Genomic DNA, 22,729 nt, shown 5'->3' with positions numbered 1-22,729 from the left:
CTTTTTAGTTGATACCACCACAATAGTTTTGACGTTGTTCGCAAATGAATTCTGAAAGCTTTACGAAACCCGAAGGCCCAGATTTCGTGAGCCAATGAAGGAGAAAAGTATTTTTCAATATGTGAATTTTTTTAAAAACCCCAATCATTTTTCCATTAACTTTGTAGCGTCCCCTGGCCTACGGTTGCGTTTGAAGCGAGTTCGCGAAATACTTAAGCCTCTTTAAAATGACCCTAGCGCTATTTTCACGATTGTTCACCACAAATTTTAAGGGTTACACAACAATATTCGATTCCTTTATATTAATTATGATAATTTTGATATCATGCCTGCAAGCAAGACCCAAAATACCTTTTACCGATACGGTTTTGTTGTTTTGAACCAACCATGAATAAAATAGCACATAAGCATTATCTAGTCTTTTTTCTGTTCGTATTGACCGCTGGTTCGGTAATGGGACAAGTTACGCTACCTGCGGACAGCAGGGTTTTTCAAAATTTTAAGGAGGAAAGCGATTCGAGAAAACGTTTACAACTATTTTTCGGAACTCTTGATAGATATCAAAAAATCTCAAATTTCGATTGGCTGGATCAGGTCAACATTTATTTACACGAAGCGCAGCAGGAAAAAGACTCTGCCGCCATGGCGGACTATTCGCTCATACAGGTAAAAATTTATCATGACATCGGTGACTACGATCGCAGTCTGGCCATTGCCAAAGATCTCTACAAAAAAAAGGATGACCTTGATACCAAGACCAAGACCATTCTTTTTGATTTGATGGATGATAGCTACGCCCAGCTAGATTTTTATGCGGAACAAATCGACATCCGAAAAGAGAAACGCGCATTGGGACTTACCGATAAGGTTTCTTTTTATGACATCTATGGCAAACTTGGATTCTATGACAAGGCCATGGACAATTACATACTCGAGGAAAAAGAAAAGATAGATGAGCTGGACTACGTTGGCCAGGCAATTTTCAATAATAATATCGGGAACTATCTGAGGCTGGAGAATTCCGTTCCCACTGCTTTGACCAGATATACCAGGGCCCTAGGATATTTGAAGGTTTATCTGGCCAATATTACCGAAATCAAGACAGAGAGCGATACCTTGTATGCCAACTTTTTAAAGGCTATAATTGAAGGAAATATCGGGAAATGCCTTCGGATGATGGAGGATTGGGAAGAGGCCATTACGCATTTGGAAAAGAGTGTTGAAGGCATAGAAGAATTCGGAACCGGAGCCTATTCCCCCGATTTGATGGAGAATAAACTTGAACTTGCCGAATGCTATTTACGGCTAGGAAATTATGAAAAGGCAACGGATTATCTTGGCGGGAGCAGAGATCCTTTACAGATAGAGAATGTTGTTAAAAAGAACAACCTACTATCATTGTACTACGATAAGATTAACGAACCTAATAGTGCGCTGCAGTATTTGCGAAGGAATATGCGCATTAAAGATTCCATCAATGAATTAAAATCCCGTTTACGACCACAACAATTGAAAGTGGTCGTTGGTGAAGATTTGAACAACTCCCGAGCTATGATGGAGGAGCAGCGTCAGGCCTTGGAACAATCAAAGAGCGATATTCTCGCTTTGGACGAAACCAATGAAATCATATTGATTTCTTTGGTATTTGTGTTGCTACTCTTTTCCGGTTTGGTATATGCATATCTCAGGAGTATCAAGAACCAACGATTGATCGCGGCTCAAAAACATATCATCGAAAGTTCACTGGTCGAAAAGGATTCGCTTCTCAAAGAAATTCATCATCGGGTCAAGAACAACCTTCAGATGGTTTCCAGTTTGTTGAGCTTACAAACCAAGAACACGCGCAGTAAAGCTGCTATCGTTGCATTGGAAGAAGGTAAAAGTAGGGTAAAGGCCATGGCATTGATACATCAAAAGCTATATCAGAACGAGGATCTTTCGGTTATCGAGATGCAGAGCTATATCGAAAGCTTGATCAATAGTGTGCAGTCGGTCTACAAAAAAGGCGGCCACAATATTAATATCACAATCGATGCCGAAGGGGTAGAGCTCGATATTGATAGGGCGATTCCGTTTGGTCTTATTTTGAACGAACTGGTTTCGAATTCGTTCAAGTATGCATTTCCCACAAATGACGAGAATGGGAAAATATATATTCATATTAGAAAGGTAGTAGACCAGGAAGGCTTTTTTGAGTATACCGATAATGGTATCGGACTACCTGATGATTCTGATGAGCGGGCCAATTCATCTATGGGCATACGCTTGATGAACCGCTTGGCGAATCAATTGCAAACCAAGCTCAATGTAGACAAAAGTACAGATGGGGTCCGTTTTTGGTTTAATTTCAAATAGTCGATTTAATCTAAATAATTCTCCGACGGCTTTGCCTCGTAGATAGTTGGTTTCAAGAATTTTTCTACTTCATTACCTCACCGTACTTCGCATTACGACTTTGTGTAGGAGTTTCGGGAAAAATCGCTTCAAGTATATTCCCATTACTTCCTTTTTGCCGATATAGGCCTCGAATTTACCGCGTTCAACCGCTAGAATCATTCGCTCACCCAAATCGGCCACTGATAAACCTTGTTGCGTCGCATCGTCGTCTTTTTGCTGTTGACTTCCGTCTGCGGTCAAGGCATTTTTAGCAACGTTGGTCTGAACAAAACCGGGACAAATCAGCGTTACGCCTATTCCATCTTTCTCATGCTCCATGCGTAGCACATCGAAAAAACCGTGCAGGGCATGTTTCGCACCGCAATAGCCTGAGCGATAGGGTGAGCCAAATTTTCCCATAAGGCTTGTAATAGTCACGAAATAACCACTTTTTTTCGATATAAAATGAGGAAGTACGGCTTTGGTCAGGGCAACCGTTCCGAGATAATTAACGTTAATCAAACGCTTGTAAACTTCAAAATCGGTGTTGATCAACAAAGATCGTTGACTGATTCCGGCATTGTTGATTAAGATATCGATGGGTCCAAAAGCAGCGATAGCTTGTTGCGTTTTTTCGGTCATGCTATCAAATTCCAAGAGGTCTAGGGGTAAGATGAAAATAGCATCCGGATTTGCACAGGCTTTCTTCACCTTTTCCAATTCTGACGCCTTGCGGGAGGAGAGAATGAGCTTACAGTTGCGCTTGTTCAATAGATAGGCTAATCCTTCGCCAATTCCCGAGGATGCTCCTGTTATCCAAACTGTTTTGTTATCGACGCGCATATTTTCTTGAATTTAACCGCTAAAATATAGCTAAATTTGGGGCTTTGGGATGAAAGCGATATACAAAAAACGTATTCTTGATTTTAAAAGGCCCAGCGGAACTTCCCGTGGAGTGCTCACTACGAAGGAAACCTATTATATCATATTGACCGAAAAGGCGCGGCAAGGTATCGGCGAATGTGGTTTGCTGAAAGGGTTGAGTATTGACGACCTTACTGATTATGAGGACAAACTGCAATGGGTTTGTGAACATATTCACTTGGGGGAAGCCAAACTTTGGGACGCCCTGATCTCGTATCCTAGCATTCAATTCGGAATAGAACAGGCTTTTCTTTCGCTACGGGCCAAGAATCCATTTATTCTTTTTCCTACAGATTTCACTGAGAACAATGCCGTCATACCGATTAATGGCTTGATCTGGATGGGAGAAGAAGATTTTATGCACCAACAGATTCAGCAAAAATTAGCGCAAGGTTTTAATTGTATCAAAATGAAAATCGGCGCCATTGATTTCGAAAGGGAGTATCTCTTGCTACAATCCATTCGAAGAAAATACAGCCCAAAAGAAATCGAACTTCGCGTAGATGCGAACGGGGCATTTTCCCCTGAAGAGGCCATGACCAAATTGAAATTGTTGGCAGAATTGCGACTACATTCCATTGAGCAACCCATTCGTCAAGGACAATTGTCACATATGAAACGTTTGTGCGCCGCGGCACCTTTACCAATCGCTCTGGATGAAGAACTTATCGGTGTTTTTGATGCAACGGAAAAGGAAAAACTGCTACAAACCATACAACCGCAATACATTATCTTAAAACCCAGTTTGGTCGGTGGGTTCAAGGGTAGTTTAGAATGGATAGAACTTGCTGAAAGGCTCAATATCGGTTGGTGGGTAACCAGTGCATTGGAAAGCAATATCGGTTTGAATGCAATCGCACAATGGACGTTTAAACGCAATAGCAACCGCCATCAAGGTTTGGGAACCGGAAGCCTGTTCACCAATAATTTTGAAAGTCCGCTTACGGTAGAAAATGGTACATTGCGATACGACAAGGAAAGAAACTGGCAAAAACATCTAATAAAGGATTTATGTATATAGAACAAGGGTACAAAGGGAATATCGGGTTGTGGAAATACTGGATCATTCCTTTGGGATTCATGGGTTTTATGGCCCTGAATTATGTGGCCACAATTATGTCACCGGTTAGTGTGGAAGATAGTATGGCACAAATGATCGACATGTTGGGGCGTAACCTGGTTCTAATTATCGTATTGTTGCCCTTGGCGATAGGGCTTTTCGTAGTACTTGGTTGGTCAAAACTGGTGCATTCACAGACCATTACCTCATTAACGACCTCTAGAAAGAAAATAGATTGGAAACGTGTTTTTTTCGCCTTTACCATCTGGGGAGCGTGCACGGTGCTTTTAACGGGTATCGATATTTTCATGTCCCCGGATGATTATGTACTGAACTTCAAGTTGGTGCCTTTTCTGATTTTGGCGCTGATCGGTATTATTTTAATACCCTTACAGACCAGTTTTGAGGAGTACCTTTTTCGCGGCCATATGATTCAGGGAATCGGGATAATGGCCAAAAACAGATGGGCACCCCTGGTCATAACATCGGTATTATTCGGAATAATGCACATTGCGAACCCTGAAGTAGAGAAACTGGGGTACGGAATAATGGTCTACTATATCGGAACGGGATTTTTTCTTGGAATATTAACGCTTATGGATGAAGGCCTTGAGCTGGCATTAGGCTTTCATGCCGCGAACAACTTGATCGGTGCCTTACTGGTTACTGCCGACTGGACGGCTTTCCAGACCGACTCTATTTATCGCGATGTATCCCAACCCGAATTAGGCTGGGATGTTTTGGTTCCGGTACTGGTCATTTATCCGATTTTATTATTTATTTTCTCAAAAAAATACGGCTGGTCTAATTGGAAGGAGCGGTTGACCGGAAAAGTATTGACGGAGGGCGAATTTCTTTCCTCACAAGTAAAGGATAACGATAGACTGCTTGAAGTTTAATAAAGTACATTCGGATTTTCGGTTCAACGGAATTTCTTATACGAAAGAGGTTCTCAAAGAAGCGGCATATAGCTTTATCAAAGAAGGGGAGCCTTACGAAAAGGATATTGGGCAATTCTTACTCGATTGGCTCGATGATTCCCAGACTGTCGAAGTACGAACCTCGGGCTCTACCGGTACGCCGAAGCGTATTCGATTGCAGAAATATCACATGCGGAACTCTGCTTTGGCCACAGGTGAATTCTTTGGTCTTCGCCCCGGAAGTTCTGCCTTATTGTGCCTTTCGGCCGACTATATTGCCGGGAAGATGATGTTGGTAAGGGCGTTGGTTCTTGGGTTGCATTTAGATAGTATGGCACCCGTTTCAAATCCGTTGCATTTGAATAGAAAAAAATATGATTTCGGGGCGTTTGTGCCGATGCAACTGCAAAATGCTACAGAACAAATAGGAAACATACGCACTTTGCTGGTGGGTGGTGCAGCGCTACCGGCCCCTCTGAAACAAAAATCACGAAACTCCGCTACCCGTATTTTCGAAACCTATGGTATGACCGAGACCATAACGCATGTGGCCGTAAAAGAGATAGGTTCAGGATTCAATACCGAAAACGAAACGGAATCGTTCAAAGCGCTACCCGATGTCGTTTTCAGTGTAGATAAGCGAAATTGTTTGATTATAGAAGCACCAAGGGTATCGGAACAACCGGTCATCACAAACGATGTGGTACATTTGATTTCGGAAACGGAATTCGAGTGGCTGGGTAGGTATGACAATGTTGTAAATTCAGGTGGAGTCAAACTATTTCCCGAGCAAATCGAGCAAAAGCTGGAAAATATTATCGAAAAACGCTTTTTCGTAGTCGGGATACCGGACGATCAACTGGGACAGAAACTGATTTTGGTAATTGAAGGGGAGACCGATCTTGATATTTTAAAGCAAAAAATAGCGACGCTTTCTTCTTTCGGAAAATTTGAGACGCCCAGAGAAATTATAGCACTTCCACAATTTTTGGAGACAGAAACAGGAAAGGTTCAACGACAATTAACAATTGATGGGTTGTTATAGTAAGGTTCACTCATTCATATTGCACATTCACTCATTTATCATTTCCAAGGCTTATTCTGAGAAGTAGATTTATATCGTAATCAAAATACGATAAAAATGAAAATCTACCTATTTGCCACATTATGGTTTGTGTTTTGCTCTTTGGGCTTTTCACAGATTGAAGTCTTCAAGGATACCGTTCCTGCAATACAATTACACAAGCAAAACGTTCCGGTACGGATTAATTGTTATGCAACCCTGAACAGTAAAAAAGCACCCTTGTTCATAATTGATGGCGTTGCTATTTCGATTGATTCCATATCCCAAGGGCTTCTTGATCCTAAAAATATACTTTCTATCAACGTTCTAAAAGGCAGTCAGGCTATAAGCATATATGGTATTGATGGTACGAATGGGGTAATTGAAATCGTTACAAAAGCGGTTCGAGAGCAAAAAGCCACCGCTAATGAGTATCCTTTTAAGCTGTTTCATTTAGACAATGAAAATTGGACTTTACCACAAGATATCTATAACGCTATTCGGGCAAAAGTGCCCAGTGTTTCTGTAGCCACTACTGGTTTAGGGGAGCGTCCGAGTATCCGCATGCGCGGCGATGACAACACTCTTGTAATTGTAGATGGCGTTCAATACGATGCAGCCATTCTGAATACACTTAACCCTTCCGATATCGAATCGGTCACCGTGGCGCCCAATACCGCTGCAGCAAATTATTTAAGAAACAACTAAAACCACAAAAGATGAAAAACCTAGTCGTATTATTCGTATTTGCCATGATGGCCTTTCAGAGCCAAGCTCAAGTGATTAAGATTACTGGTAACGTTACCGATAGCAACGGGCCCTTGCCAGGTGTAAATGTTGTGATAAAGGGAACCACAACAGGTACCCTGACCGACTTTGACGGGAACTACGAGCTTCAGGCATCTAAGGGTGATGTATTATTGTTCAACTATATTGGGTTTAAGACGGAGCATATCAAAATTGCCGATTCTAAGGTAATCAATGTACGGATGCAGGAAGATGCGCAGGCGCTAGAAGAAATCGTAGTAGTCGGATATGGTGCGCAAAAACAAAATCATGCCACATCTTCGCACATTCTTTCCAGACAATCCATTTCCACGAAAGGTACAGAAAGGCAAAAAGATAATGCCGAAACACTGTATATCGTTGATGGTACCCCTATACCGCAAGCGAACAATTCCATTATAGAGAAAATGAATCCGCATGATATCGAGAAAAGACATATCTACAACAGGTCTAAAGCCAAGCGTACATTTGGCATTTCCGGGAAAAATGGTTGTATTGTCATCACTACCAAAAGCGGTAATTACAATGTCGAGGATGATGAAAGCTACGCCAGAATCAACGAAAATAGATTTGAACAAGTTCTCTTGAGCCCATTGTCTACCTTTTCAATAGATGTTGATAAAGCTTCTTACAGCAATGTCCGAAGAATGATAGACAACGGGCAGAAAGTTACTCCTGGAGCCGTTAAAATAGAGGAGATGATCAATTATTTCGATTATGAATATTCCCAACCAAAAGACCGGCACCCCTTTTCCATTCATACCGATGTTGCAGTGACCCCATGGAATTCGAATACGAAACTGGTACGGATCGGCCTTCAGGGTAAGGAGTACGGGACTGCTGGATTACCTGCGTCAAATCTAACCTTTTTGATAGATGTTTCGGGTTCAATGGGTTCGGAAAGTAAACTTCCGCTTTTGAAAAAGGCGTTTGCACTACTTGTAAATCAATTGCGTGAAAAAGATAAGGTTTCTATTGTCGTTTATGCCGGAGCTGCCGGGGTTGTTCTAAACCCTACCTCCGGCGCAGATAAGAAAGCGATACTCACAGCCTTGGAAAATTTGGAATCGGGAGGTTCGACAGCCGGGGGAGAAGGTATTGAATTGGCCTATGACCTTGCCCAGAAAAACTTTAAACGGCATGGTAATAATAGGGTGATTTTGGCTACTGACGGAGATTTCAACGTAGGTGCCTCTAGTGATATGGCCATGGAAGAATTGATTGAGAAAAAGCGAAAATCGGGGGTGTTCCTTTCCGTGCTCGGTTTTGGAATGGGAAACTATAAAGATTCAAAACTGGAAACCTTGGCCGACAAGGGAAATGGAAATCATTTTTATATCGATACGATGCAGGAAGCACAGAAAGTTTTCGGAAAAGAGCTTGGTGGTACCCTCCATGCCATCGCCAAGGATGTCAAAATTCAAGTCGAGTTTAATCCGACACATGTGCAAGCGTATAGACTAATAGGATATGAAAATAGGATGTTGGCCGCCGAAGATTTTGTTGACGATTCAAAGGATGCGGGAGAACTAGGTAGTGGTCATAGGGTAACTGCCCTATATGAGGTGATACCCGTTGGCGTCAAAAATGAGTATACTCCAGATCATATTCCATTGAAGTATACCGACATTCAAAAGAAAGAGGGATTCTCTGATGAACTTTTGACCGTTAAGTTTCGGTACAAAAAACCGGATGGTGATAAAAGTATTGAACTGATTTCGGGGGTAAAGAATAGCGTGACCGAATTATCGGAAGATTTCAGTTTTGCCTCCGCGGTGGCCCTGTTTGGTATGCATTTGCGTAAATCACCGTACACTAATAATTCAACCATCAATACAGTAGAAGAACTGGCAGAAAAAGGTAGAGGTGTAGATAAGTACGGATATCGGGCCGAGTTTATTCGCCTTGTAAAGGCCTACAACGGTAGCCTATGACGAGAAACTGGGGTTACACGGAGTGGCTTATCGTTCTGTAAAAGCTCAATAAGTCTTTCTCGTCCATTTTTTAAGGTTGGGATGAAAGTCAAGTTGGTGTCGCTTGGATTTGAAATAACAAGATTTCTTTTTATGTGATGGTATTGCGTTGGTATGGGAGCAGGAGAAACAAGCGCCTTTAAAATAGCCGATCAAAACGAGTTTTTCACGACACTTAAGGGAGCAGCGTTTTGCGTTGACCATTAAAAGCTGTATTTTTCTTTGAATAAATACAGTTTATGAACCGCTACTTTCTTTTTCTGATTACAGTGTTGCTTGTTATTGGAGCGAACGCCCAACAAATCTTACCTGAGGTAGAACGGGCACGTGTTGTCGATGAAATACTACAGGAACGTTTCAACACGCTATTGCCCGAACTTATGGATACGGCGGAGATCGATATGTGGATCGTAATCTCCAGGGAGTACAATGAAGACCCGGTTTTGCGAACCATGTTGCCTTCTACTTGGTTAAATGCCCGCAGACGAACGATTCTACTGTTCTGTAGAAACAAGGCAAAGAACACCATCGAAAAATTGGCCGTCGCGCGCTACAATGTGGGCGAAAATATTGAATCGGCTTGGGACAAGGAAAAGGAACCGGACCAGTGGAAACGCTTGGTGCAGTTGATTACGGAACGAAATCCGGAAAAAATCGGACTCAATTTTTCCAAGGATTTCAATATTGCCGATGGCCTCGATAAGACCGATTATGAGGAGTTTATGCAAAACCTTCCAAAAAAATTGCAGTCAAAAGTAGTTTCTGCAGAACAATTGGCCGTTCGATGGATCGAAACACGCACCGAAAGGGAAATGATCATTTACGACCAGCTGGTAGACATCACCCATGATATTATTGCCGAAGCGTTCTCGGAAAAGGTCATCACCCCAGGCATAACCACAACGACCGAGGTAGAGTGGTGGATGCGCCAAAAAGTAACCGATTTGGGCCTTGAAACCTGGTTTCACCCAACGGTGGATGTACAGCGTACGAGTGAGGAATTGGTAAGTCACCTGTATTCATTTTCTGGCCGTCCGGATGATATGGTCATTGTTCCTGGTGATTTGTTGCATTGCGATTTCGGTATCACCTACTTGCGCTTGAATACCGATTGCCAAGAATTGGCTTACGTACTGCGACCTGAGGAAGAGTCGGCTCCAGATTATTTGATCCAGGGTTTAAGGGATGGCAATCGCGTGCAGGATTTCCTTACCCAGAACATGGTAGCCGGAAGAACGGGAAACGAAATTTTAGCCAAATCATTACAGGAGGCCAAGGCTGCGGGCCTGCGTCCTTCCATTTATACGCACCCTTTGGGCTTGTACGGCCATTCCGCAGGAACGACCATTGGCATGTGGGATAGCCAAGGTGGCGTTATGAAGGATGATGGTGAGAGCTACCCATTAAATCCGAATACGGTCTATGCAATTGAATTAAATACGACCATTACGATTCCCGAGTGGAAAAGGGACATCCGTATTATGCTGGAAGAAGCTGGTTTCTTTGGTGAGGATAGTTTTCGGTACGTAAACGGACGACAAACGGAGTTGTTATTGATTCCACGAATCAAAGAACAGCAAGGGAATTAAAAATTAACTATGATTTTATGAAACTTCGAGTTTTTCTGCTTTTCACCCTTCTTATACAACTAGTTGCTGCTCAGGATAAGGTTGATGGGACGAGCACTATTTGCTGGGATACCTCCTTTTCAATGCGAGAGAGAAATCTTGATCAAGAATTCGAATTGTTGGATAAAATTTTTGAAAGGACCCCTGACCAAACCGTTCAATTGTTATTGTTCAATGTAACTGTAGAAGAAAAGGAATTTAAGATATCTGATGGGGACTGGACCGCTTTAAAGGCCGAATTGGTCGCGGCTAAGTTGGATGGCGCCACGGTCTACAGTGGGTTAGAGGATAAAATTAAATACGATAAGGTATACTTTTTTACGGATGGGAATCGGATAATAACTGAAGAAAACCTTCCCCTTAAAAAAGGAAATTTTGTCATTAATAGTGTACCTGACCGCGATGAAAAATTCTTAAAAAACGCCGCCTTGATAGGAAGGGCGAGGCTAATGGATTTTGCGGCTATGTTACCTGAAAACTTTAATTCGACTCCAGAAAAAAATATCCAGACCCTTGAACCGATTTCGGGAGTTATTTATGTGGATAATATACCAACAGCGAACGTAGAAATTCGAATAAAAGGCAAAGACAAGGTGTTTAAGCCTGATGATAATGGTAAGTTCAATCTGCCTGCGGTACCGGGCGATTCCATCCTTTTCAGCAGTAAGGAGAACAAGGCATTAAAAATGGTACCCGTAGGGTATTTCAGTGATAACCTCAATATCTTCCTTGAGGGGAACGTCACTACTTTAGACGAAGTGGTGGTAACGGAGAATCGAATAACGACCGCAAGCAACGAGGAAGTTGTTACGGGTTATGGTATTGAGAACAAAGAAAAAGTTGGTTATGCTGTTCAATCGATAGAAGATGAGGACATCAATGCGATTACCACTGACGTATCCCGTTCCGTGCAGAACAAATTCTCAAATGTCAATATCGGCGCAGACCAAGATTTGACCAAGGTAACCATGCGCACGAATACCTCATTGTTAGGTAATAATTACGGTCTTATCGTTGTTGATGGGGTACCTACCCAACAGTCCGATTCTTCACGCGACAATGGTTTTGGAGCGAGCGCAGGATTTATAGATCCCGAAAGCGTGGCCAGTATTACGGTGCTTAAGGGTTATGCCGCCACGAACCGATACGGTACCTTAGGGAACAATGGGGTCATCCTAATTACGACCAAAGTTGCGGCAAGAGGTAAAAAAGTAGATTCGGAAAATAGCGATAGGGCATTGATTCAGAATAATATCTACGATCCGAACACAAAAATGAGCGGCTCTAATTCTGCAGTATTAAATGCATTGAAAGGTACCACGAGTTTTGATGAGGCATACGAGAAATATTTGATGCTCAGAAATTTTAACGAAGAGGATACTGCTTTTTATTTGGATAGCTTCTCATATTTCAAGGATAAAGACCCGATGTTGGCAAAACGTATCATCTCCAATCTTTGCGAATTGAATCCAAAGAGCGAAACGGCTCTTAAAACGGTAGCGCTCGCGTTTCGGTACTTATCGGATTTTGATTTGGCTAGACTATTCAATCAAGAACAGCATAACCGGTCTCCATTGGCGATAGAACCCTATTACGTAGAAGCGGCCATGTCTATAGAAAAGGGTGAGTATCAGGAAGGATTGGAACAACTATCAACATTGGCCAAAGGGGGTGCGTATGGTTCGTTGAATGTTTCGAATATGACCAAGACGCTGGACAGGGATTTGAAGAACCTGCTTTTTACGAAGAAAGGAAGTCTTCAAACGAACGGAATCGACAATAGGTATTTTACCAACGAAAAAATGAATACGCGATTGGTGCTGCAATGGAACAATAGTGCATCCGAATTCAATATTCAATTTGTAAATCCACAAAATCGGTTCTTTAATTGGGAGCATACCAATGCCGCAGATGGGCAACGAATCAAGGATGAGATTCAATTGGGTTTCGCGATGGAAGAATTTGAGATTTATGATGATTTGAAGGGGAAATGGAAAATCAATGCCGAGTATTTAGGGAATCTAGACCGACAAAATAGCGACCCATTCGTGATATTATGTACACTTTATCAAAATTTTGGGTACCCCTCACAATCCAAAAGACAAATTTGGATACATTTTACAAAAAGCAATCAAAAACTACCTATCACCGAAGTTGTTGTTAATTAAAATGGAAAAAAAACACGAAAATGGTATATTTTTTGAGGGTTTAAATAAAGAACATTTAATACGTCCATTATGAAAAAATTGTACCCCTTACTAGTACTAATGTTGTCATGTGCAACGCTTTTTGCACAGGAGTCCACCCAAAAAATTAAAGGTAAGATATCGTATTTAGATACCCCTTTGGCCAATGCCGAAATTACTATTTCAGGATCAGGTGAAATTATAAAGACCAAGATGGACGGCAAGTATGAAATCAGTGCCGAACCGGGTGATGTTCTGGTTTTCTCGTACCCTAGCATGCGGGATATGGAAATCATTGTAGAAGATGTTACAAAGATTTTAAATCTTGAAATGACGCCGGAAGTCAATCAGCTCGACGAGGTCGTTGTAGAAAAGACGGTGTTGAAATCACAGAAAGAATTGCAAGCGGAGTATCGGTCGAACCCTCAGTTGATCAATACTGCTTTTGGTATTTTGGATGGGGACGTGACGAGTTTTGCAGTTCGTATAATTGAAGGCGAGGAAATACCATTGATAAATACCAATCTAGGTACAGCGATGCAATATCGATTCCCTGGTATCAAAGTAGCCCCAAACGGGGATATTTATTTGCGGGGTCAATCTATGGGACTATTTCCGGCGATTTTGGATGTTGATGGTGTGGTCATAGCGGATACGGCTAATTTCTTAAGAAGTTTTGATGTTGCGAATGTTTATCGGCTAGCCGTCATTCCTGGTCTGGGAGCGTTAACTAAATATGGTGGTAAAGCTAATGGAGGGGTAATCGTTATCAACACCAAAACCGGTAATTTTTTCAATACGGATGCTGACAACAAAACTTTTGATCAAGCCAAGCTTCGTAACAACAACTTCGAAAATGACGCACTTACTGCAACCCAAGCGGAGAAGAATGAGGCTAGCTATCTGGCCGTGCTTCGTACTGCAAAGTCAGAAGAGGAGGCTAAAACGCTATATAGAGAACAAATTGCGGCCTACGGAAACTCTATATACTATGTCCTGGATGCATATCGCCATTTTTCGGAAAGATGGGGTAATAACAACTTCGCCGATGAAATAATCGACGAGAATTTTTTCCTTTTTAGGGATAACGCTCCAGGCATGAAAGCCCTAGCCTTTCTATATCAGGCACAAGGGCGTTATGAAATGGCCCACAACATCTATAAAGAGGTGTTCATGCTACGTCCCAACTATGCCCAATCATATATGGATTTGGCCAACAGCTACCGCGAAGTGGGAGATTATCAGAAAGCGGCATCGATATATGCGCGTTACGGGTACCTTTTGGAAGAGGGCTTTCTGCGGGCCGAAGGAAAAATGTTTACCAATATCATCGACCGGGAACTCAACAATCTGGTTTCGCTAAAAGGTAAAGAGATACTTTCGAGAAAAGAACTGAAGAACTTTATACTGGACGAGGAATTCAACGGGACTCGATTGGTCTTCCAATGGAACGATAGCGAGGCCGAGTTCGAACTACAGTTCGTGAACCCGGAAAATAAATATTTCAAGTCGGAGCATTCGTTGGTGGCCGATGCCGCACGAATCAAAAATGAAAAGTTGAGCGGTTATTCCAGTGAGGAATACCTGATAGACGATACCTTGCGTGGTACATGGATGGTCAACGTGAAATATCTTGGGAATAAGAGCCTTACGCCAACTTATATCAAGGCCACCATCTATCACAACTACGGCAGTGCCAGCCAGCGAAAGGAGATAAAACTCTTTAAGATGAGCCTAAGAAATGTAAACCAGCAATGGTTTAAAGTTTCGAATGCCAGTACCATTGTTTCCAATTAAAAATCCTTTGAAAACTTTATAAAACACGTCCATGAAATACTTATACTTATTTCTATTGATACTATTATCCTACCCGTCGGGTTTCGCCCAAGAAACCGTTAAAACGGTAAAAGGAAAAGTGCAATACCTCAATACGCCCCTTGTGAATGCAGATGTCGCCGTTTCAGGTACAGAAAGTATCGTTAAAACAGACTTGGAGGGGAATTATAGTATTGATGTACAAGTCGGAGAAATATTGGTCTTTTCCTATCCGAGCATGCGTACCACAGAAATAGTAGTAGAGGATGTCACGCGTATTCTGAATGTCGCCATGAACGCAGAGGTGAATAAATTAGACGAGGTAGTAGTAACCAAAAGGGTACGGAAAACGCAAAAACAACTACGTGAGGACTACTATTTGAACAAGAACTTGATTAATACCGCTTTCGGCATTATCGATAAGGAACGCACTAATTATAGCATGAAGATAATACAGGGGAAAGAGCTTCCCGTTGGAGGTATCGACTTCGTAAGTGCGTTAATTGGTCGGTTTCCTGGTCTACGCGTTGAACGTTTAGCAAATAGCCCTTTAGAGCCAAATGTGTATCTAAGAGGAGCAGCAGGTATTGGGTTCGCTCCCGCAATTTATGATGTTGATGGCTTGGTATTTACCACAACACCGACTTTCATTCAAGTTGAAAACATTGAACGTATTGCAATAATCTCAGGCCTTGGCGCTACCAATAAATATGGGTTTCAGGGTAATGGTGGAGTAATTTTAATCAACACCAAGGGTGCGGTCTATGCCAAGAATGATTCTCAAATCCCAATGGATCTTGCACGATTGCGAAATAATTTTTACGACGCCGACGAAGTGTTGACTAAAAACGATACCGAAAATGATGTTTCCACCTATGTATTACAATTACGAAATGTCGGTAGCGAAGAACAGGCCATTGACTTATATCGAAAGCAAATAAATACGCAAGGAAACTCGTTTCATTATGTTTTGGATGCCTATGATTATTTTTCGAGCAAATGGAAAAACATAGCATTTGCCGACAGTATAATTCAAGATAATTTTGGGATATTTTGTGAAAACCCGATAGCTTTAAAGGCTTTGGCGTATTATTATGATAGTCAGGAAAGATTCTCAAAAGCACATGAAATCTATAAGGAAATTTTTATCCTAAGACCGAACTATGCCCAGTCGTATATGGATTTGGGGAACAGTTATCGTGAAGTAGCGGACTACCAAAAGGCGGCATCTATTTATGCTCGGTATGGTTATCTTTTAGAAGAAGGGTTCTTAAGGGCTGATGGAAAAGTATTCACCCATATGATCGATAGGGAACTAAACAATTTAGTATCCTTAAAAGGTAGAAAGATTCTCTCAAGAAAGGAACTTAAAAATTTCATTCTTGATGAGGATTTCACTGGCACGCGACTGGTCTTCGAATGGAACGATAGCGAAGCCGAGTTCGAACTACAGTTCGTTAATCCCGAAAACCAGTATTTTAAATCCGAGCATTCGTTGGTTGCGGATGCTGAGCGAATCAAAAATGAAAAGCTGAGTGGCTATTCCAGTGAGGAGTACTTGATTGACGATACCCTACGCGGTACGTGGATGGCCAACATAAAGTACTTAGGAAATAAGAGCCTTACGCCTACCTACATTAAGGCTACCATTTATCATAACTACGGTAGTGCCAGCCAGCGCAAGGAGACCAAATTGTTCAAAATGAGTCTAAGAATTGTGAATCAGCAATGGTTCAAAGTTTCGAATGCAAGTATCATTGCATCTAATTAAGAATAGATGAATGCAAAATCTTCAGTTTCTATAGCTTGTTTGTTTTTGTCCACCCTGTGCGGACATGCCCAGAAAGATTATAAAGGCGTTGTTATCGACGCGAAAACTAATGAAATCGTGCCTTATGTGAACATTGGTATCGTTGGCAAAGGCATCGGAACGGTCAGTGATGAAGAGGGCATCTTCCATTTAGAAATTAATCCGGAAAAGTATACTGAAAAAGATACCTTGATCCTTTCAGCATTAGGGTATAGGACAATAAAATACGCTGTTCCAGATCTAGTTTTTGCTTTTAATGAATATCCACCAGTCGCTATGCAACCGGAACTGCTTGAACTAAATGAAGTAGTTGTTACCAATACCGGAGGATTTCCTGTTGAAAAACGTATAGGTTATATGAGCAAAGGCTCAAAATTTTTTGGGTATTGGTCTGACAATGTGGCCCTTGGTGGTGAGCTAGCAACTAAGATAAAGGTAAAAAAGGGACTACGAAGGCTCGAGCAGTTCAATTTCGATGTTATGGGGAACCCTTCGGATAGTGTTTTGGTACGGATAAATATCTATGACCAAGATGGTGATCGAAACTTTCCTCTAACAAATCTCAACACCTCAAAAAAGGAAATTTTATATACAATTAAAAAAAAACGAGGTAACTGCGAAATAGACTTGGATCCTTTCGACATCTATGTAACGGATGATTTTATTATTAGCCTTGAACTTTTAAAAGTCTATGGCACCGAGAAAATCAATTTGATATTAGCCGCAAGTGATAATTCCTATACCGATTCCTACCGCAAATATGCCAGTCAGGGTGCATGGGAGCGATTGGAAGATGTGGCGATGGCGTACTCGTTAGTAACCACGTATTATTCCAAAAAGAGGCCAAAATCGAAGAAGGAAGCGCAAGAGCGAGAGACAGGAATAGCTGCACGGAATGTTTCCGGCTTTGTTTTTTTTGCAGGGCGACCACAAACCAATGTTAAAATCACAAATGTATCAACAGGGGGGGAAGTTGCTACCAATGAGAGTGGTAGATATCTTATAGAGGCCAATCCAATGGACATTCTAGTCTACGAAGCTCCTGGAATGAAAGAACTCACCATAGAATTGTTGGAAAAAACTACCGTGAACGTGAATTTGGAACGAGAATAACGCTATACCTGCAAAACGCCTAAATTAAAGTCCTTCGTAATAGGTGCATGATTCGCAGCCTCGATTCCTATCGAAATCCATTTTCTGGTATCCAGAGGGTCGATTATGGCATCGGTCCAAATGCGGGAGGCCGCATAGTACGGCGATATTTGGTTATCGTAGCGTTGTTTTATTTTTTGGAAAAGCTCGGTTTCTTTTGCTTCCGTAATTGTTTCACCTTTCTTTTTGAGTGAGGATTTTTCGATTTGAAGCAGCACTTTGGCAGCCGAATTTCCGCTCATCACGGCCAGTTCAGCACTGGGCCAAGCCACAATCAACCTAGGGTCATAGGCCTTACCGCACATGGCATAGTTGCCTGCGCCGTAACTGTTGCCGATAACCACGGTAAACTTGGGAACTACCGAATTGCTCACCGCATTAACCATTTTGGCACCATCTTTAATAATACCGCCATGCTCGCTCTTACTCCCCACCATAAATCCGGTAACATCCTGTAAGAAAACAAGGGGTATCTTCTTCTGATTACAATTGGCGATAAAGCGGGTTGCCTTGTCGGCAGAATCGGAATAAATGACGCCTCCGAACTGCATTTCGCCTTTTGCTGTTTTTACTACTTTTCTTTGGTTGGCGACAATACCTACTGCCCACCCGTCAATTCGGGCATAGCCGGTCAATATTGTTTTTCCATAACCTTCTTTGTGCTGTTCGAATTTCGATTCATCGACCATTCGCTCGATAATTTCGAGCATATCGTACTGATCAGAACGGGAGGCGGGGAGGAGACCATAAATATCTTCTTGATTTTTATTTGGCTTTGCCGCCTTTTTACGATTGTATCCGGCTTTATCAAAATCACCGATTTTATCCACGATATTCTTGATTTTATCGAGTGCATCGGCATCATCTTTCGCCTTGTAATCGGTTACCCCGCTTACTTCGCAATGCGTTGTTGCGCCACCCAACGTTTCATTATCTACGCTCTCACCAATCGCGGCTTTTACCAAATAACTCCCCGCCAGAAAAATACTAGCTGTTTTGTCTACTATTAAGGCCTCGTCGCTCATAATGGGCAGATAGGCACCTCCGGCCACGCAGCTTCCCATAACAGCAGCGATTTGGGTAATTCCCAAACTGCTCATGACAGCGTTATTTCGGAAAATACGTCCGAAGTGTTCCTTATCGGGGAAAATCTCGTCTTGCAAAGGCAAATACACGCCGGCGCTATCGACCAGATAAATGATCGGCAGTCTGTTTTCTATGGCGATTTCCTGAGCCCTTAAATTCTTTTTTCCGGTAATGGGAAACCAAGCTCCGGCTTTAACGGTGGCATCATTAGCAACAACGATACACTGTTTACCCTGAACAGAGCCAATTTTGACGACAACCCCTCCACATGGGCAACCGCCATGCTCCTCGTACATACCATCGCCGGCAAAGGCTCCGATTTCGATACTGTCTTTCTTCTCATCAAGCAAATAGTCGATACGTTCCCGTGCCGTCATTTTGCCCTGTGCCTTTTGCTTATCCAAACGCAGTTGGCCACCACCAAGTTTTACTTTCGCCAAACGTTTGCGCAGCTCGGAAAGCATCATTTTATTGTGGTCCTCGTTTTTATTGAATTTGATATCCATTTAGGGTGTTCTTCTGAATTAGAGCATAAAGATAAGCAGTAAACGACCCCGGGGCAAGCATGCGAATCCTTGGAAAAAGAAAAAAAATTGACGTGTTACGGCAAGATTCGGAGCACTTGAATCTTGATTATCGCGTAAAATACTACTTTAGCGGTCAATCGGATATCGAGGAACACTCGACACAAAATCGATGGATTATGATGGAAACAATACGTTGGGGAATTTTAGGCCCTGGGAGAATCGCTCACAGTTTCACGAAAGACCTGGCTTTAGTAAGGGACGGGCGCCTGACCGCAGTTGCCTCCAGGAACTTGGAGAGAGCTAGGGAGTTTGCCGACGAATACAATGCGGAATTCGCCTTTGGCAGCTATGAGGAATTATTGGTTTCCGACAAAGTCGATGTTATTTACATTGCGACCCCCCATACCGGACATATGGAGTGGGCGATAAAGGCGATGAAAAGCGGCAAGCATATTCTTTGTGAAAAACCAGTGGGCATCAATCTGTCCCAAGTAAAAAAAATGCTGAGGGTCGCCGCTGAAAACAAAGTTTTCCTGATGGAGGCATTATGGAGCCGCTTTAATCCATCCATCAGAAAAATCAAACAGCTGGTTGATGACGGCGTAATCGGTCAGGTCAGCTATTTGCATGCCGATTTTGCTTTCTATTCTTTGGACAGGGATGAGAAAGGAAGGCTATTAAATCCTGAACTCGCAGGAGGTTCCATTTTAGATATCGGAATATACCCGATATTCCTTGCCTATCTGATTTTAGGAAAACCTGAACGAATTTTGGCTACCTCCAATCTGTACAAAACCGGCGCCGAGGTACAGACGTCCATGATTTTTCAATACGACCGGGCACAGGCAATCCTGTACAGTGGCCTCACCTCCAAATCGGAAATGAGGGCGGAAATTTCCGGAAGTAAAGGGGAGATTTTTATCGACTCCCGGTGGCACGAAACACAAGGGTTCGTAAGTCATATCGCCGAAACAGAGAAACGCTACGACCTACCGACCCTTGGAAAAGGCTATACTCATGAAATCGATGAGGTGCATCGGTGCCTGCGAGAAGGCAAATTGCAAAGTGAATTATGGAGCCACCAGAATAGTATCGATTTAATAACACTAATGGACGAGGTGCGCCGTCAAGGAGGTATTACATTTCCCTTTGAATAATATTTGCATGTTAATCTGGATTTAACCTTTCAGTAGGCAGCCTGGTACAACCTATGGAAAGATTTTTTTACAGGTATAATCGGATTGAAACCTTCCGCTAAGGGTTCACTTGTAGCAATGGCATAAAGTTGCTCTTTTCCATCGGTAAATCCTTTGATTTTTACGATATTTGGTATCACCGAAAATCCAAACTAACCAAAAAAGACTGAACATGGGAATGAACAAAAATACCGTACTCGCCTGGGCCACTTTCATTATGATAGTCGTCGGTCTTGCCCTTATTGCCCTAGGGGCTTTTAGATATGATGACGTGGCCGGATGGGGCTTTGCCTCTGTAGGTATTGGGTTCTTTGCCATTGCTTGGGTATTCAATGCGCTTAAGGGGCGGGTCTAGTTAAGGACGCTTGCCATATTGAAAATCAAGATAAATTTGGCGGAAATTCTTCCACGTTCCAATCCGCGAATCATACAACTAGTACTAATCAAAAAGCAAAAAATAAATGTCTGACGATAAAAAGGTCATTTTCTCCATGTCAGGAGTTACTAAAACCTATAAAACGGCCAATACCCCTGTTTTAAAAAATATTTACCTCAGTTTCTTCTACGGGGCAAAAATCGGTATTCTTGGGTTGAACGGCTCGGGAAAATCTACCCTATTGAAAATCATAGCAGGTGTTGATAAGAACTTCCAAGGCGATGTGGTATTCTCGCCGGGTTACAATGTAGGGTACTTGGAACAGGAACCGCAGCTCGATGAACATAAAACGGTCTTGGAAGTTGTAAAAGAAGGTGTCGCCGAAACAGTAGCGATTTTGGACGAATACAATAAAATAAACGATATGTTCGGGCTACCGGAAGTGTATGAAGATGCGGAAAAGATGCAGAAGTTGATGGATAAACAGGCGGTCCTTCAAGATAAAATCGATGCCTCGAACGCCTGGGAGTTGGATACCAAGCTTGAGATTGCAATGGATGCGTTGCGCACTCCGGATTCAGATAAAAAGATAGGAGTACTTTCCGGTGGAGAACGAAGAAGGGTGGCTTTATGCCGCTTGTTATTACAAGAACCGGAGGTTTTACTGCTCGACGAGCCCACCAACCACTTGGACGCCGAGTCGGTGCATTGGTTGGAACATCATTTGGCCGGTTACAAAGGCACCGTCATCGCAGTAACCCACGATAGGTATTTCTTGGATAACGTAGCCGGGTGGATACTTGAGTTGGATCGCGGTGAGGGTATTCCTTGGAAAGGGAACTATTCCAGCTGGCTCGACCAGAAGGCAAAGCGCTTGGCGCAGGAAAGTAAAACGGCCTCAAAGCGGCAGAAAACATTGGAGCGCGAGTTGGAATGGGTGCGGCAAGGCGCCAAGGGTAGGCAGACGAAACAGAAAGCGCGTTTAAAGAATTACGACAAGCTGTTGAGCCAAGACCAAAAGCAGCTCGATGAGAAATTGGAAATTTACATCCCGAACGGACCTCGACTGGGGACCAATGTATTGGAAGCAACGGGAATCAGTAAAGCATACGATGATAAATTGCTTTATGAAGACTTGAATTTTAAATTACCCCAAGCTGGTATCGTGGGAATCATAGGCCCCAATGGTGCGGGAAAGACAACGATTTTTAGAATGATTATGGGCGAGGAGACACCCGATAGTGGTTCGTTTACCGTTGGAGACACGGCCAAAATCGCTTATGTAGATCAAAGTCACTCAAATATCGATTTGGACAAAACCATATGGCAAAATTTTAGTGATGAACAGGAATTGGTAATGATGGGTGGTCGCCAGGTGAATTCCCGTGCCTATCTAAGCCGTTTCAATTTTTCGGGAAGCGAACAGAACAAAAAGGTGAGCATGCTTTCCGGTGGCGAGCGCAATCGCCTGCATTTGGCCATGACATTAAAAGAAGAAGGCAATGTACTACTTTTGGATGAGCCTACGAATGATTTGGATGTCAATACCTTAAGGGCGTTGGAAGAAGGTCTTGAAAATTTTGCGGGCTGCGCGGTGATCATTTCGCACGACAGATGGTTTTTAGACCGTGTCTGTACGCATATTTTGGCTTTCGAAGGTGATTCGCAGGTCTATTTCTTCGAAGGATCATTTTCGGACTATGAGGAAAATAAAAAGAAACGTCTTGGGGGAGACCTTGTTCCGAAGCGCATCAAATACAAAAAATTGATTCGATAGCCTAGCAAAGATTCGATTGAATATGCATGCTAAGTTTTTTACTTTTTTGATTCCGTAGCATGGTACTAACAAAC

Annotated in this window: 16 protein-coding genes; 14 read left to right on the top strand and 2 right to left on the bottom strand. The window is 42.5% G+C overall.

What is annotated here, in order from left to right:
- The first annotated feature begins 387 nt into the window (after window positions 1-387).
- Window positions 388-2,355: a histidine kinase dimerization/phosphoacceptor domain -containing protein gene (locus FGM00_RS08710; RefSeq protein ID WP_138852530.1), complete on the top strand. Its 1,968-nt coding sequence runs from the start codon at window positions 388-390 to the stop codon at window positions 2,353-2,355.
- Between the two features lie 72 nt (window positions 2,356-2,427).
- On the opposite strand, the gene FGM00_RS08705 is transcribed toward FGM00_RS08710, so the two are convergent.
- Window positions 2,428-3,219, bottom strand: coding sequence for an SDR family oxidoreductase (locus FGM00_RS08705; protein WP_138852529.1), 792 nt, complete (start codon window positions 3,217-3,219; stop codon window positions 2,428-2,430).
- Between the two features lie 49 nt (window positions 3,220-3,268).
- Here FGM00_RS08705 and menC point away from each other — a divergent pair, with 49 nt between their 5' ends.
- The 10 genes from menC (at window position 3,269) to FGM00_RS08655 (ending at window position 17,654) form a co-directional block, all read left to right on the top strand.
- A complete protein-coding gene (menC, locus tag FGM00_RS08700) occupies window positions 3,269-4,321 on the top strand; it encodes an o-succinylbenzoate synthase (RefSeq protein ID WP_138852528.1) in 1,053 nt (350 codons plus the stop codon).
- Window positions 4,312-5,259 carry a CPBP family intramembrane glutamic endopeptidase gene (locus FGM00_RS08695; RefSeq protein ID WP_138852527.1) on the top strand — a complete coding sequence of 316 codons (948 nt, stop codon included), beginning with the start codon at window positions 4,312-4,314 and terminating at the stop codon, window positions 5,257-5,259. Before menC ends, FGM00_RS08695 begins: the two co-directional genes overlap by 10 nt.
- Entirely contained in the window at window positions 5,249-6,325 is a 1,077-nt protein-coding gene (locus tag FGM00_RS08690) for an AMP-binding protein (protein ID WP_236262980.1), read from the top strand. Before FGM00_RS08695 ends, FGM00_RS08690 begins: the two co-directional genes overlap by 11 nt.
- Before the next feature lie 96 nt (window positions 6,326-6,421).
- Entirely contained in the window at window positions 6,422-7,051 is a 630-nt protein-coding gene (locus FGM00_RS08685) for a TonB-dependent receptor (protein ID WP_138852525.1), read from the top strand.
- Between the two features lie 11 nt (window positions 7,052-7,062).
- Complete coding sequence (locus FGM00_RS08680) at window positions 7,063-9,063, top strand: vWA domain-containing protein (RefSeq protein WP_138852524.1); 2,001 nt, start codon at window positions 7,063-7,065, stop codon at window positions 9,061-9,063.
- A 278-nt stretch (window positions 9,064-9,341) separates the two neighbouring features.
- Entirely contained in the window at window positions 9,342-10,691 is a 1,350-nt protein-coding gene (locus tag FGM00_RS08675) for a M24 family metallopeptidase (RefSeq protein WP_138852523.1), read from the top strand.
- Between the two features lie 17 nt (window positions 10,692-10,708).
- Entirely contained in the window at window positions 10,709-12,898 is a 2,190-nt protein-coding gene (locus tag FGM00_RS08670) for a TonB-dependent receptor plug domain-containing protein (protein ID WP_138852522.1), read from the top strand.
- 69 nt (window positions 12,899-12,967) lie between these two features.
- Window positions 12,968-14,713 carry a carboxypeptidase-like regulatory domain-containing protein gene (locus tag FGM00_RS08665; RefSeq protein WP_138852521.1) on the top strand — a complete coding sequence of 582 codons (1,746 nt, stop codon included), beginning with the start codon at window positions 12,968-12,970 and terminating at the stop codon, window positions 14,711-14,713.
- A gap of 31 nt (window positions 14,714-14,744) precedes the next feature.
- Complete coding sequence (locus tag FGM00_RS08660) at window positions 14,745-16,502, top strand: carboxypeptidase-like regulatory domain-containing protein (protein ID WP_138852520.1); 1,758 nt, start codon at window positions 14,745-14,747, stop codon at window positions 16,500-16,502.
- Window positions 16,503-16,508: 6 nt separating this feature from the next.
- Entirely contained in the window at window positions 16,509-17,654 is a 1,146-nt protein-coding gene (locus FGM00_RS08655) for a carboxypeptidase-like regulatory domain-containing protein (protein ID WP_138852519.1), read from the top strand.
- Window positions 17,655-17,656: 2 nt separating this feature from the next.
- On the opposite strand, the gene FGM00_RS08650 is transcribed toward FGM00_RS08655, so the two are convergent.
- A complete protein-coding gene (locus FGM00_RS08650; protein WP_138852518.1) occupies window positions 17,657-19,285 on the bottom strand; it encodes an acyl-CoA carboxylase subunit beta in 1,629 nt (542 codons plus the stop codon).
- A 197-nt stretch (window positions 19,286-19,482) separates the two neighbouring features.
- Here FGM00_RS08650 and FGM00_RS08645 point away from each other — a divergent pair, with 197 nt between their 5' ends.
- The 3 genes from FGM00_RS08645 (at window position 19,483) to ettA (ending at window position 22,655) form a co-directional block, all read left to right on the top strand.
- Entirely contained in the window at window positions 19,483-20,463 is a 981-nt protein-coding gene (locus tag FGM00_RS08645; RefSeq protein ID WP_138852517.1) for a Gfo/Idh/MocA family protein, read from the top strand.
- Between the two features lie 211 nt (window positions 20,464-20,674).
- The gene (locus tag FGM00_RS08640; protein ID WP_072763534.1) at window positions 20,675-20,857 is read left to right on the top strand and encodes a CAL67264 family membrane protein; all 183 of its coding nucleotides are present in this window, start codon (window positions 20,675-20,677) and stop codon (window positions 20,855-20,857) included.
- Window positions 20,858-20,963: 106 nt separating this feature from the next.
- Window positions 20,964-22,655, top strand: a complete 1,692-nt coding sequence (gene ettA / locus FGM00_RS08635) for an energy-dependent translational throttle protein EttA (protein ID WP_138852516.1) — start codon at window positions 20,964-20,966, stop codon at window positions 22,653-22,655.
- Window positions 22,656-22,729: the final 74 nt, after the last annotated feature.

It is taken from the genome of Aggregatimonas sangjinii, from assembly GCF_005943945.1.
Lineage (GTDB): Bacteria > Bacteroidota > Bacteroidia > Flavobacteriales > Flavobacteriaceae > Pelagihabitans > Pelagihabitans sangjinii.
Note: the sequence above shows the minus strand (reverse complement) of the source record. Positions and strands in the feature narration are given on the sequence as shown.